General features: G+C 62.8%; 10 protein-coding genes. 6 read left to right on the top strand and 4 right to left on the bottom strand.

Features of this window, described 5'->3' with window-relative positions; translation table 11 throughout:
* Positions 1-200: 200 nt before the first annotated feature.
* Entirely contained in the window at positions 201-1,235 is a 1,035-nt protein-coding gene (ftsZ, locus tag EOA19_RS00850; RefSeq protein ID WP_023808769.1) for a cell division protein FtsZ, read from the bottom strand.
* 386 nt (positions 1,236-1,621) lie between these two features.
* Here ftsZ and EOA19_RS00845 point away from each other — a divergent pair, with 386 nt between their 5' ends.
* From EOA19_RS00845 to fhuB, 6 genes are all read left to right on the top strand, one after another.
* Entirely contained in the window at positions 1,622-2,320 is a 699-nt protein-coding gene (locus EOA19_RS00845; protein ID WP_023808770.1) for a GntR family transcriptional regulator, read from the top strand.
* Positions 2,321-2,567: 247 nt separating this feature from the next.
* Entirely contained in the window at positions 2,568-3,923 is a 1,356-nt protein-coding gene (locus EOA19_RS00840; protein WP_127268594.1) for a glutamine synthetase family protein, read from the top strand.
* A 128-nt stretch (positions 3,924-4,051) separates the two neighbouring features.
* A complete protein-coding gene (locus EOA19_RS00835; RefSeq protein ID WP_023808772.1) occupies positions 4,052-4,936 on the top strand; it encodes an AraC family transcriptional regulator in 885 nt (294 codons plus the stop codon).
* A 136-nt stretch (positions 4,937-5,072) separates the two neighbouring features.
* Positions 5,073-7,250: a TonB-dependent siderophore receptor gene (locus tag EOA19_RS00830; RefSeq protein WP_245486018.1), complete on the top strand. Its 2,178-nt coding sequence runs from the start codon at positions 5,073-5,075 to the stop codon at positions 7,248-7,250.
* A gap of 22 nt (positions 7,251-7,272) precedes the next feature.
* Complete coding sequence (locus EOA19_RS00825; RefSeq protein WP_128302525.1) at positions 7,273-8,148, top strand: iron-siderophore ABC transporter substrate-binding protein; 876 nt, start codon at positions 7,273-7,275, stop codon at positions 8,146-8,148.
* The gene (gene fhuB, locus EOA19_RS00820) at positions 8,141-10,147 is read left to right on the top strand and encodes a Fe(3+)-hydroxamate ABC transporter permease FhuB (protein WP_023808775.1); all 2,007 of its coding nucleotides are present in this window, start codon (positions 8,141-8,143) and stop codon (positions 10,145-10,147) included. Before EOA19_RS00825 ends, fhuB begins: the two co-directional genes overlap by 8 nt.
* A 36-nt stretch (positions 10,148-10,183) precedes the next feature.
* On the opposite strand, the gene EOA19_RS00815 is transcribed toward fhuB, so the two are convergent.
* The 3 genes from EOA19_RS00815 to EOA19_RS00805 are packed head-to-tail and all read right to left on the bottom strand — an operon-like array spanning position 10,184 to position 13,180.
* A complete protein-coding gene (locus tag EOA19_RS00815; protein WP_023808776.1) occupies positions 10,184-10,981 on the bottom strand; it encodes an amino acid racemase in 798 nt (265 codons plus the stop codon).
* Entirely contained in the window at positions 10,978-12,339 is a 1,362-nt protein-coding gene (locus tag EOA19_RS00810) for a cation:dicarboxylase symporter family transporter (protein WP_128302408.1), read from the bottom strand. The genes EOA19_RS00815 and EOA19_RS00810 overlap by 4 nt, the downstream gene beginning before the upstream one ends.
* 1 nt (position 12,340) lies before the next feature.
* Complete coding sequence (locus EOA19_RS00805) at positions 12,341-13,180, bottom strand: transporter substrate-binding domain-containing protein (protein ID WP_031212267.1); 840 nt, start codon at positions 13,178-13,180, stop codon at positions 12,341-12,343.
* Positions 13,181-13,351: the final 171 nt, after the last annotated feature.

The raw sequence follows: 13,351 nt of genomic DNA, 5'->3' as shown, positions 1-13,351 counted from the left end.
CTCTCGTCGCTCGAACGATACGGGTAGCCAGTATAGATGGCCGTCTATGACGGATTCTTGTAGCAGCAACCGTACAGAGATCGATACAGCTGAACACAATAGTTGCGCCAGTCAATCTGATCCGTCGGCAATGCAATTGCTATTCAGCGATGTCTCCCCCGAGAAATTACCTCTTGGCGAGGATAAACGCGCGATATGACTTATTGAAGCGTCCGCGCCGGCTGACCGGCGTGGTCGCGTGCGATGCCGGCTTCGGCATCCTCGGCGCCAAAAGCACGGTCGAGGCCCGTCGCCACGACCGAGACCCTGAAGCGGCCTTCCATGCCCTTGTCGAAGATGGCGCCAACGATGATGTCGGCATCCTCGTAGACCTCTTCGCGGATGCGGGTGGCGGCCTCGTCGACCTCGAACAGGGTCATGTCCCTGCCGCCCGATATCGAGACCAGCACGCCCTTGGCGCCTTTCATCGACACTTCGTCGAGCAGCGGGTTGGCGATCGCGGCTTCGGCCGCCTTCATCGCCCGACCCTCGCCGGAGGCCTCACCGGTGCCCATCATGGCGCGGCCCATGTCGCGCATCACCGATTTGACATCGGCGAAGTCGAGATTGATCAGGCCTTCCTTGACGATGAGGTCGGTGATGCAGCTGACGCCGGCATAGAGCACCCGATCGGCAATGACGAACGCATCGGCGAAGGTGGTCTTGGCATCGGCGATCCGAAACAGGTTCTGGTTCGGGATGACGATCACCGTGTCGGCGCTCTCGCGGAGCCGCTCGATGCCCTCTTCGGCCATCTGCATGCGGCGCCGGCCTTCAAAGGCGAACGGCTTGGTGACGACACCAACCGTCAGGATGCCGGCCTTGCGTGCCGCCTGGGCGATGATTGGAGCCGCACCGGTTCCCGTGCCGCCGCCCATTCCGGCGGTGACGAAACACATATGCGTACCGGCCAGATGGTCCATGATCTCGTCGAGCGATTCCTCGGCCGCGGCGCGGCCGATCTCGGGAAGCGATCCGGCGCCCAATCCTTCGGTGACGTGGGCGCCAAGCTGGATCAGCCTGGACGCCTTCGACATGGTCAGCGCCTGGGCGTCCGTGTTGGCGGCGATGAATTCAGTACCCTGAAGCTGCTCCGCGATCATGTTGTTGACGGCATTGCCACCGCCGCCACCAACGCCGATCACGGTGATCTTGGGTCTCATCTCGGAGATTTCGGGCTTCTTGAACTCGGCCATGCCTGTGTCTCCTTCGCCAATTGCGCGCGCTTCACGACCCACCCGCAGACTGCCTTGAAACCTTGCAATCGAGCGGCATGATGCGAATCACTCCGTTGCGATGGGTAGCCCAAAAAGCCAGACAGCGGCCAGAGGTGCAAGTGCATGCGAGGTCAAGATTTGTGATGACCGTTTTGCACAGCGTGGCAGAGACGCCATATGCCTGACAATCAAGCCGTCGGCCTTGGTGCGACGCGTCGGCTTGCCGCGCAACGATCGAAGCGTCTATCATGTGCTTGATAAGTCGCTGACTTCGGCGTTCTCGCCGGGCTCGGCCACGCAGAATCCCCAGCGGCGAAACCAGCCGGCCGCACAGATTTCTGAACCGATGAAGCAGCGCCCCGCCAATGGCCGACAAAACACAATTCGGGTTGACCGCCGTCGACACCGTTCCCTTGCATGAAAAAGTCTATCTGGAACTTGTGCGGGCGCTGATGTCCGGCCAGTTCACGCCGGGCCAGAAGCTGACGTCGCGAAAACTCGCAAGGGAACTCGGCACCAGCGACATGCCGGTGCGCAGCGCCTTCATGCGGCTGCAGGCGCTGCGGGCGCTCAGCCCGATGCCGAACGGCAGCGTCGAAGTGCCGGCGATATCGGCCGAGCGGTTTTCGCAATTGACCGCGGTGCGGACTATCCTCGAAGGCTCGGCGACCGAACTGGCGACAAAACGCATCAATGGCAACAATCTGCGCACGATCCGACGCCACGCCACCGACCTGACTTTGGCGGCCCGCAAAGGCGATATCGATGATTACCTGCGCAAGAACCACGACTTCAAATTCTCGATCTATCGCCATTGCGGCAACGAGCAGATGATCTTCCTGATCGAAACCGTATGGATGCAGGTCGGCCCTTTCCTCAGGAACCTTGCCATGGGTTTCGAGGATAACCTCGCCTCCATCCTCGACATCGACTTTCACGAGGAAGTCGTCGCTGCGATCGAGGCCCAGGATGGCGAGCGCGCCCGCGCTGCCATCGTGCGCGACATCGACGAAGGGGCCTCGCACATACTGCAGCAGGCGAGATTTCCGAAGGCGAGAAACTGATGCGCGTCGCGTTTGTGCGGATTCGGGCGACGCCACTTGGCTTTCCGGCCTCTTGCCTCTATGTTGCGATCGCAGATCGCGCAATTGGTTTTGAAATGCCTCCCGACATCCCGGCTAGTGACTTGAAAAAATAAGGAAAAGCGCTTGGCGACAGCCAAGTCTGTTTTCCTAAAACTCACAAGCTATTTTTATCAGGGACAGTGCAGCCGGTCAGGTTGCGGCACCTTCGAAAACCAGAGGTCATAAATTGAGCGATGCAATTGCGGACGTTTTGAACTGGCTTGATAGCAGGACCGACATCCAGAGCCTGAGAGCCGCGGTGTGCGACCTCAACGGCATCATGCGCGGCAAGCGCATTCCCGTCGAGCAGGCAAGAAAGGCGCTGGAAGGCAAGCTGCGCATGCCTTTTTCGCTGATCGGGCTCGATGTCTGGGGCGAGGACATCGAAGGCAACACACTGGTATTCTCGACCGGCGATGCCGACGGACTGTGCCAGTGGACGGGGCGCGGCATTCTGCCGGTGGCCTGGACGGCGCATCCGACGGCGCTTGTCCCCCTCTGGCTCGCCGACGAAAGCGGCGCGCCTTATCTCGGCGACCCGCGACGGGCGCTGGCCCGCATCCTCGATCGCTACAAGGCCTTGGGCCTGACTCCGGTCGCGGCAACGGAACTCGAATTCTACCTCGTCGATCCGCAGTCGCAGCGGCCGGTCGGACCGGTCTCGCCGGTGACCGGACGCCGCCTCGATTCCGACGCGGCGCTGTCGATCGACGAGATTGACGACTTCGAATCCTTCATCCATGACGTCTACGAGGCCTGCCGGACGCAAGGCATTCCCGTCGACACGGCCATCGCCGAGAACGGCGTCGGCCAGTTCGAAATCAATCTGAACCATGTCGCGGACGCCTTGCGGGCGGCTGACGATGCGGTGCTGTTCAAGCGCACCGTGAAGGGCATTGCCCGCAAGCACGGCTTTGCCGCCTGTTTCATGGCCAAGCCCTATGGCGACCGGGCCGGCAACGGCTTTCACGTTCATTTCAGCCTGATCGACGGCGAAGGGCGCAACGTCTTCGATGACGGCACCGACCAGGGTTCTGAGACCATGCGCCATGCGGTCGGCGGCCTGCTTGCGGCAATGGCCGAAAGCACGCTGGTGTTCGCGCCGCACTTCAACTCCTACCGCAGGCTGCGCCCGAGATCCTATGCGCCGACCGCAGTCGCCTGGGGTTATGAGAACCGTATGGTCGCGATCCGCATTCCCGGCGGGCCAACCGGTGCGCGCCGCATCGAGCATCGCGTTTCGGGAGCCGACGCCAATCCCTATCTGGTGCTAGCGGCCATATTGGGCGCCGCACTGACGGGCATTGAAAGACAAATATCGCCAGGCGATCCGATCGGCACCGACGGCCAGGGACTTCCGCCGGCAAAGCTGCCGCCGGACTGGGCGTCGGCGATCGCCGCCTTCGAGAGCGGGACGCATGTGGCGGAGATTTTTCCAGCCATCCTGCGCGACTCCTTCGTTGCCTGCAAACGCCAGGAATTGAACACGTTCGCGCTCAATGTCAGCGATTTCGAGATCGAGACATACCTCGAAAGTGTTTGAGGCCCGATTGCCCCAGCGGCATTGGTTCCGGCCGATTTTCGAGCAGCCGCAAAGCACTTGCGGTGGGGTCGCTAACCGGGCATAAACATGATGGTTTTTATCATGTATTATGGCTGGGATCACAGGACTTGACCTTCGTTGCGCGCATGGAAAGCCGGATTGAGGGCTTTTCAGTCATTGGCGACCTGAAATGGCATGTCTGGGACGGCGTGGTCGCCGACCTCTGGGATGTCTCATGCGGTGACAAGGCCGAAGGCTATTACGTCTCTCCCGACCCCCGGCTGTTCGTCGCGCTCGATGTGGATGGCGATGGCGCTTTCTTCGTCGAAGACGCCAAGGGCGAATTGCGCCGCCACGACCAGGCTTTTTCCATGGCCTACATACCGGCCGGCGTGCCGATCCGCGGCCGGGTCGAGGGGCTGCGGCGGATCCGGCATCTCGACCTGCATTTCGACGCCGCAGTGCTGACGCGCCGCTTCGGCCGCAGCCTTGACCACGAGGCCTTGCGGATGTCGCGCTTCCAGTTTCGCGACGACCGGATCGCCATGCTTGCCGGCCTGATCGCCGCCGAATGCGGCAGCGACCGGCCCCTGCATGATCTCTATGGCGAGGGTCTGCTCAATGCCTTGTTCGCAAGCCTGTTCCAGATCGACCGGCCTGATACCCTTAGGCGGCGGTCGCCGCTGTCGCGCCGCAAGCTGCGCCTCGTCACCGACTACATCGACGCGCATTGCCTGGAAAGGATCCGGCTTGCCGACCTCGCCGCGCTGACCGGCCTGTCCGAAACCGCGATGAGTCACGCCTTCAAGGCGGCGACGGGCGTGCCGCCGCATCGTTGGCAGATGCAGGCGCGGGTCGACAGGGCCAAGGCCATGATGGCGCGTGGCACCGCTTCACTTGGCGACATCGCCGAGGCAACGGGTTTTTTCGACCAGGCGCATCTGACGCGTGTGTTCAAGTCGATTGTCGGCGTGACACCCGGCGCCTGGATGAGGAGCACCAGTCGCCAGTGACATTTCCGCAACATCACACCGCGATGTCCCTCGTTTGGACAAGAATGGACAAACCGCCCAATTCCGTCCAATGACCAGCAGATAAGTTGAGATAAATAATCAGGTATCTCAATATCGACAGGCGGGGACTTTCCTGATGAGCAGAACTTACCTGATGAAGGCGCTTCTGGCGGCCAGCGTCGCCGCAGCCGCGATGATCCCGCCAATGGCCGCGTTGGCGCAGTCGGTGCAAACCAGCACCCAGCTTGAACCGGTGGTGGTCGAGGGCGAGGCCGGCGATGGCGCGACCGGACCGGTTAAAGGCGTCGTCGCCAAAAAAAGCAGGACCGGCTCCAAGACGGCGACCGACATCAAGGATATCCCACAATCCGTGTCGGTGGTCGGACGTCAAGAGATCGACGACCAGGGCGCACAGAAAGTCGACGAGGCCTTGCGCTACACGGCCGGGGTGTTCGCACAGCCCTTCGGCCCGGACAGCGACACCAACTGGCTGTTCATCCGCGGTTTCCAAGCCACGGCTGATGGCACCTACATGGATGGGCTGCAACTGTTCAGCTACGCCTTTGGCGGCTTCTACGTCGACAGCTTCGGCCTCGAGCGAGTCGAAGTGCTGAAAGGGCCGGCCTCCGTACTCTATGGCGGCAGCAATCCCGGCGGCCTCGTCAACTATGTCAGCAAGCGACCGGATGGCAGGCAGCGCTATATCGAGACCGGCGTCAACGATGCCGGCAATGTCTATCTGGGCTTCGACATCGGCGACGTCGACGGCAATGGTGTTGTCAGCTACCGGGTAACGGGCAAAGTCGCCGGCGGCGACACCTACAGCGATTTGCAGAATGGCTGGCGCGGCTTCATTTCGCCCAGCATCACCTGGCAGCCCGACGAGCAGACCAAGCTGACGGTACTGGCCAACTACAGCCACATCGACGAGAACCACAATGGCGGCAGCTTCCTGCCTTACATCGGCACTGTAACGGATCGGATTATCGGCGGCGTGAATTACGGTCGAATCGACCCAGATGCCAATTTTACCGAGCCGAGTGTCGATCTCTACAAGCGCGAGCAAGGTTCGATCGGCTACGAGTTCGAGCACACTTTCGACAACCAATGGACGGTGCGTTCCAACATGCGCCTCAGTGCGGCCTCGATTAATGAAGTCAACGTCTACGCCAACGGGTGGGCGAGCGCGACGCAGCTCAATCGCATCAATTTCGGTCACGATACCGACGCCACGACATTCCTGTCGGACCTGCAGATCGAGGGCAAGGTGGAGACAGGCGCTGTGGAACACACGCTGCTGGCCGGCATCGACTACAAATATTACAACATCGACCAGGTGCAATCGTCGGCGCTCTTCGGCACAACCCCTCCCATTGATGCTTTCGACCCAATCTACGGCGCGCCACTGACGCCACGAGTCAGCTACCTCAATCAGGACTTGACCCAGAAGCAGCTCGGCTTCTACGCGCAGGACCAGTTGCGCTTCGGCGACGGCTGGCTGGTGACGCTGAACGGCCGTTACGACCGTGGCTGGCTCGACGCCGACAATCGGCCGACATATTACTCGGCGAGTTCCAGCACGCAGAACCAGACTGTCGGCGACTTCTCCGGTCGCGCGGGCCTCGCCTATGAGTTTGCCAATGGCGTAACCCCCTATGCCAGCATTGCCACCTTCTTCAACCCGCTCATCGGCACCGACGCCAACGGTAATCTGTTCAAGCCGGAAGAGGGCGTGCAGTACGAAGTCGGCGTCAAATATGTGCCGACCTTTGTCGATGGCCTGTTCACCCTGTCGCTTTTTGACCTGACCCGTCAGAATGTACCGTCGAACGTTACTTTCTTCACGCAGTTGCAAACCGGCGAAGTGCGCTCACGCGGTATAGAACTGGAAGGCAAGGTCAACGTCACCGAGGATTTCCGGCTCACCGGCGCTTTCACCGCCTATGACATCGATATCACCAAGGACGCCAACCCGGCGCTGATTGGCAAGACGCCGTTCATCGTGCCAGAGGTGATGGCCTCCGCCTCAGTCGACTATACTTTTCGTGGCGGCTGGTACGACGGCATCTCGATCGGCGGCGGCCTGCGCTACGTCGGCTCCTCATGGGCAGACAACGCAAACAACAACAAGGTTCCAGCTGTCACGCTGGCCGACTTGAAGCTTGGCTACGACAAGGAGACCTGGGGTGTCGATCTGAACATCACCAATCTGTTCGACAAAACCTATGTCTCCAGTTGTCAGACCACCACTGTCGAAGCCTGTTCTTATGGCGAAGGCCGCTCATTCAAGCTGAAGGCGCATACGACTTGGTAGCCATGTGCCGAATCCGCCAGTGATGATCCATCTGCCCAACAGACGGCAGGTGCTTGCGCTGGCGGCCGCGGCATTGCTGCCACCGGTCGCCGCCAGGGCGGCGGCGATGCGCGTTGCCGCGATCGACTGGGGCATGCTGGAGACGTTGCTGGCGCTCGGCATCGAGCCGGTGGCGGCGACCGAACTGATCCAGTTCCGCAAGATCGCGGTCGAGCCGGCGGTTCCTCAATCGGCAACCGATCTCGGGCTGCGCGGCGCGCCCAATTACGAGCTGCTGCGCATCGTCGCGCCTGATCTCATCGTGATCTCCAATTTCTACGAATACCAGCGCCCGATGCTCGAACGCATCGCGCCGGTGTTTGCGCAAACGGTCTACGAGGCCGGCGTGCCACCTTATGCGCTCGCCGAGGCGGCGACACTGGCCCTGGGCGAAAAGCTGGGACGGCAGGCCGAGGCGAAGCGCTACGTCGATGAGACGGCGGTCGAGATCACGCAGCTTGGCGCCACCTTGCCCCCCTCCCCCGCGCGGGTCTTCGTCATCAGTCTCGGCGATAGCAGGCATTTTCGAGCCTTTGGCCGCGATTCCATGTTCGGCGATGTGCTGACGCGTCTCGGCCTGGTCAATGCATGGACCAACGAGACGAGCTACAGCGCGGCGGCACCCGTCGGACTGGAGGCGCTAGCGCGCGTGCCCGAGGCGTCGATCCTGATCGTTTCGCCACTGCCGGCAGATGTCGGGCGTTCGCTTCCTACAAATGCCTTGTGGAACGCGCTACCCGCTGTCCGCCAGGGGCGTGTTGCTGTGCTGGATCCGGTCAACCATTTCGGTTGCCTGCCATCGGCACGCCGCTTCGCGCGTCTGGCGACGGCCGCCCTTGCCGGGCAGAGCCATGGCTGAGCGCACCATAAGCGATCGCACCGCGACGAGTGCCGCGCTGTCGCCAATCGCCCTGTGGAGCTTCCTGGCGGCGCTGGCCGCCCTCCTCTTCGCATGGCGCGTCGGCATGCAATGGCCGGCCGCACCGCCGGGCGACGGCATTGATCTCGACAGCGTCATCCTGGTCTACAGCACGCTGCCGCGCGCCGCCGTGGCGGTGCTGGCCGGCGCGGTGCTCGGCCTGTCCGGCCTGCTGTTGCAGCATGTGCTGCGCAACCCGCTGGCCGAACCGTCGACGCTCGGTATTTCGGCCGGCGCGCAACTGGCCATGACGATCGCCTCGCTTTACGCACCGCTGCTGATGGAGCGGTCGCAGGGCCTGGTCGCCTTCGCCGGTGGCATCGCCGCGGTGCTGCTGGTGCTGGCATTGACCTGGCGGCGCGGGCTGGAACCGGTCTCCATCGTGCTCGCCGGGATGATGGTGGCGCTGACCGCCAGTTCCGTCAGCGCAGCACTGATCCTCGCCAATGGCGAGTACCTGTTTTCGCTGTTCATCTGGGGCGGCGGATCGCTGGTCCAGCAGGACTGGGAGCCGACCATCGCGCTGACGATCAGGCTGGCGGCCGGTGTGGTTGCCGCATTGATGCTGCTGCGGCCGCTGACCATTCTTGGTCTCGACGATGCCTCGGCACGCGGCCTGGGCGTCGCCCGTCACTCAAGCCGCTTTCTCATCATCGCGCTTGCCGTGTGGATGGCGACGTCGGTCGCGGCAGAGGTTGGCGTCATCGGGTTCGTCGGTCTTGCAGCGCCGGCGCTGGCCACGCTTTCGGGCGCCCGCACACTGCGCCAAAAACTGATCGCCGCGCCGCTGATCGGCGCCGTGCTGCTGTGGCTGACGGACGGGCTGGTACAGCTGGCCGCCGGTTCCGGTGGCGAACGCATTCCGACCGGTGCCGGCACCGCCCTGCTCGGCGGTCCGCTGCTGCTGTGGCTGTTGCCGCGGCTGCGCCTTTTCGAGTGGCCGCATCTCGGTTCGAATGGTACCGCACCGCGCAAGGCCAGCCGGCCCTGGCTCATCATCCTGCTTCTGCTTGCGCTGGCGCTTGTCGCTGCCATCGTGGCGCTTGTCGTCGGGCGTGGCCCGGACGGCTGGTCTATTGCTGGGGGAGACCTGTTAACCGATCTCGCCGCGTGGCGTGCGCCGCGGATCGGCGTGGCGGCCGCCGCCGGCGCCATGCTCGCGGCCGCCGGCGTCGTCATCCAGCGGGTCACCGGCAACCCACTGGCAAGCCCCGAAGTGCTGGGAGTCGGCACCGGCGCCGGTGCCGGCCTGACAGCCGTGCTGATGGTCAGCGCCACGGCCAGTCTCGGCTGGCAGCTCGCCGGCTCAGCCCTGGGCTCACTGGCGGCCTTGATTGCCATGCTGGCCCTTGCCGCACAAGCAAAGTTCGGTGCCGAGCGGCTGCTGCTTGCCGGTATCGCCATGAGCGCGCTGTGCAGCGCTGCGATCACCGCAACGATCGCGATGGGCCACGCGCAGTCCTACATTCTGTTGCGCTGGCTGAGCGGCTCGACCGGCCAGGCGTCGGCGCTCGATGCAGGGCTAGCACTCGCCTGTCTGTTGCCGCTGACGTTGCCGCTGTTCCTTGCCGCCCGCTGGCTGGATATCCTGCCGCTCGGGTCCGACAGCGCACGCGGGCTGGGCGTGCCGGTTGCCGGCGGACGGCTGATGCTGATCATCGTTGCCGCGCTGCTGACTGCGCTGGCCGCCATGGTCGTCGGGCCATTGAGCTTCGTCGGCCTGATCGCGCCACACCTTGCCCGTCTGGTGGGCTTTTCCCACGCCCGCGTCCATCTCGCCGGAGCGATGCTTCTGGGCGCCCTGCTGATGATCGTCTCGGACTGGCTGTCGCGCATGGCGGCCTTTCCCTACGAACTGCCCGCCGGCCTGTTCGCTTCGCTGCTTGGCGGGCCGTACCTCGTCTACCTGCTTGCCAAGGGCGTGCCGCGCCAAGGCTGACGGGTTCCGAAATGCTATGAGGTTCTATCCATAGGGCTAGACCAGTGCGGCCAAGCTGGCGCGCATCGATCGGTCATGTTCCGGCAGCCGCGATACGGTCGGCAGGCCGCGGGCTTCCTGGGCACCGAAGCCCAATCGTGTCAGACAGGCTCGCGCCAAGGCCGCATTGCTGTCGATGACGACCAATCCATTGATATCGTTGAGGCTGGCGGCCACCACCGACAGTTCGGTGCAGCCGAGCAGGGCTGCATCGGCGCCGGCCGCTTGCGCGATGTCGAGCGCGCGCTCGGTTTCAACCGCCGCATCCGCGATCGAACCCGCCTTGACGAGGCTGATCGCGCTGTCGACGCAGGCCTGAAACTCGGTGTTCGCGGGAAGGCAGAGCTCAAATCCCGCTGCCGACATCCTGTCCTGGTAGAAGCCGGAGACCAGCGTGCCTTGGGTGGCGAGAACAGCAACCCGGCCCTGATCCAGGCTGCGACGCGTCTCCGTCACCACAGCATCTCCGATATGGATGATTTCCGCGCGCGAATTCGCCGCCAGTTGGCCGTACCAATGGTGGGCGGTGTTGCACGGCATCGCGATGCGGGCGACGCCGAGCGCATTGAGCGTCGCGACCGCGGCTTTCAAAGGCGCCAGCGGCCCGTCATGGCCGGCAAGGATCGCTTCGGTCCTGTCGGGCAGCTGCGGGACACTGAGGATCACGGCAGGCACATGTTCGTTGTCTCTGAGCGCCTGGGTCATCCGGGTCAGCTTGAAGTAGAAATCAGCCGAAGCAAGCGGCCCAAGACCGCCGATAATGCCGAGCTGGGGACGGATGCTGTCGTCGATCATCTGGCAGGCTCGGCTTCGAGCTGTTCCGAGACGGTTTCAGGCTGTGCCGCCTCCCTGTGGCTGGGAGCGATCATTGCCGTGCTCGCCGCGACGGTGCAGACGCTGGCCAGCGTCATGAACGTGTCGACGGCTGCATCCACCGCGACGAACAGGACGAACGCCGCCTCGAAGGGAAGCTTCAGGTAGCCGCAGACGATGGACATCTGCGACAGGATGAGCAGGCTGCCCATGCCGCCGGTGGTGAGCGCGAGAAGCGCTGAGATGATACCGACGAGCACGAGGTCCGGGACTGCAAGCTGGTGGCCGTAGAGCTGAGCGATGAACAGCGCACCCGAGGTATAGAGCAGTGCCGGGCCTGTCCGCAGCAGTGCCGCCTGTAACGGCACGAGCAGTTCGACGACCACCAGGCTGAACCGCAGGCGCTCGCCCAACAGGTTGATGACCCATGGGAGCGAGGCGACCGAGGAGCGTGTGGTGATGGCCACCATGAGAAGCGGCTGGCAGGTCTTGATCGTCGTCCAGTAGCTGCGTCGCGACCGGATCGCGATAATGGCAAATGCCCCGGCAACGAATGTAAGGCAGGAAAGACCCATCACCAGCAGGTAACCGCCCATCAGCATGAGCGGCTTGGTTCCGGTCGACGCTGTCTGGTCCGCGATCAGGATGAAGGTTGCAAAGGGCAACCCCCAGATGAACCAGTTGGTGAGCACCGTGCAGGCCCGGTAGACCGCGTTGAGCGCCTGGGTCAGGCTCATGGACGAGGGCTGGGGAATCTTCCCCATCGCGAGCCCGAAAAGCAGGCAGAACAGCAGGACCTGAATGGTCTGGCCCGAGGCCAGGGCATTGAAGACGTTGTTCGGCACCAGGTCGAGCAGGATCGAGTGCCCGCCATTGGGATCCCCATTGGAGGCTGGCGGCTGGAACGGGAAGGCGAGATCGGTGGATACGCTGCCTTGCGAATTGATGAACTCGCCAAGCTCGATGCGCGACTGGGGATTCTCGATCTGGCCCGGCTGCAGGATCAGCGACAAGGTGCCACTCACCAGCACGCTCAGGAACGACACGACCAGCACGGCCATACCCACCTTGCCGAGGTAGCGGACCGATTTCGGGTCCTGGACCATCGCCGTGATGGAGAAGATGACCGACGAGACCAAATAGGGCAGGACGACCATCTTGAGGAAATTCAGGTAGAGCTGTGCGACAGGGCTGATCGCATGGGCAAAATCTGGATAGTAGAGGCCGCACAGGATCCCTGCAGCAATCATCGCGATCGTCGTCACGGGTGATCGCAGTATGCGCCTGGCCATCAGGCGCCAATCGAAAGGCAGGGGTCCGGCTAACTCGGAGATTGCCATGTCAGGCTTTGCTCCCCTGGCGATAGCGGGCGATGATCTCGTCCGTGCTGAGAACCTGCTGACCCCGCGCGAGATCGAGATACAGATCGACAAAGGCTGCGAGATGCGGATTGTCCGGCCGCACGCCGACTGCGATCGTATCGACCTTGTCGGTCAGCGTGATGGAGCGCGCTACGACCGTCATCGACGGATCGTCGACCATCAGCTTCTTGATCTCGAAATCATCGCGATAGGCCATGTCGATCGTCCCGTTTCGGATCGCATCGATGATCAGATCCCAGCTTGCCAAGCGGTGGATTTGCGCATGCGGGAAAGTCGTGGCCGCATAAGTGGCGAATGAAGAGCCCTCGATCACGCCAAGATCGCCTGAGAAATCACGGACGATCCCTTCGGGCGGCTTGCCTTGCGCGATACGCGCCAGGTTGAGGCGGTTGGCGATCAGCCCTTGCCGCAGCATGGCGTAGGGGCGCGAATAGATGATCGACCGGCCGCGCTGAAGCGTCCGGCTGAGCTTGCCAATCGCCAGGTCGGCCTGTCCGGAACTGACCTGTTTCACAATATCGTCGAACGTTGCGGCGGATCGGTCGAACACCGGCTCGACGCCAAGCGCCGCGGCGATGCCGTGGGCCAGTTCCATGTCTATACCATCGTCCCCCGATCCGTCGGCCGGGAAGAACGGATTGGAAGCGAAGGCCGGCATTGCGATGCGCAATGCATCGCCGCTCGCGATAGGTTGAGGGGCGCTCTCCGCCTGCTGTCCCAGAGTGCTGGCTGCCCGGGCTTGTGAAATCAGCAACCCGCCGCTCCCGGCCGCAAGCAGTGTACGACGTGTAACCGACATGCGCGTTCTCAATTAACCCGGGAAAGCTGCAACATGCACAACCGGCGTTAAACAAACGTATATATTACCCTATGTCTTTTTATGTATTGGATAAGCAGCTTAGCGCCACAAAATATCAGCATTGCCTAATATGCAAGGAACGGCGGAAGGATCGCATTACTTCCCGCCCGC

The sequence above is a fragment of the Mesorhizobium sp. M7A.F.Ca.US.010.02.1.1 genome, from assembly GCF_004023085.1.
Taxonomy (GTDB): domain Bacteria; phylum Pseudomonadota; class Alphaproteobacteria; order Rhizobiales; family Rhizobiaceae; genus Mesorhizobium.
Note: the sequence above shows the minus strand (reverse complement) of the source record. Positions and strands in the feature narration are given on the sequence as shown.

What these genes read in the sequence shown, in the direction of transcription:
- fhuB (WP_023808775.1), top strand. Translation starts at nt 8,141, where the DNA reads ATGGCTGAGCGCACCATAAGCGATCGCACCGCGACGAGTGCCGCGCTG.
- EOA19_RS00845 (WP_023808770.1), top strand. Translation starts at nt 1,622, where the DNA reads ATGGCCGACAAAACACAATTCGGGTTGACCGCCGTCGACACCGTTCCC.
- EOA19_RS00830 (WP_245486018.1), top strand. Translation starts at nt 5,073, where the DNA reads ATGAGCAGAACTTACCTGATGAAGGCGCTTCTGGCGGCCAGCGTCGCC.
- EOA19_RS00825 (WP_128302525.1), top strand. Translation starts at nt 7,273, where the DNA reads ATGATCCATCTGCCCAACAGACGGCAGGTGCTTGCGCTGGCGGCCGCG.
- ftsZ (WP_023808769.1), bottom strand. Translation starts at nt 1,235, where the DNA reads ATGGCCGAGTTCAAGAAGCCCGAAATCTCCGAGATGAGACCCAAGATC.
- EOA19_RS00810 (WP_128302408.1), bottom strand. Translation starts at nt 12,339, where the DNA reads ATGGCAATCTCCGAGTTAGCCGGACCCCTGCCTTTCGATTGGCGCCTG.
- EOA19_RS00815 (WP_023808776.1), bottom strand. Translation starts at nt 10,981, where the DNA reads ATGATCGACGACAGCATCCGTCCCCAGCTCGGCATTATCGGCGGTCTT.
- EOA19_RS00805 (WP_031212267.1), bottom strand. Translation starts at nt 13,180, where the DNA reads ATGTCGGTTACACGTCGTACACTGCTTGCGGCCGGGAGCGGCGGGTTG.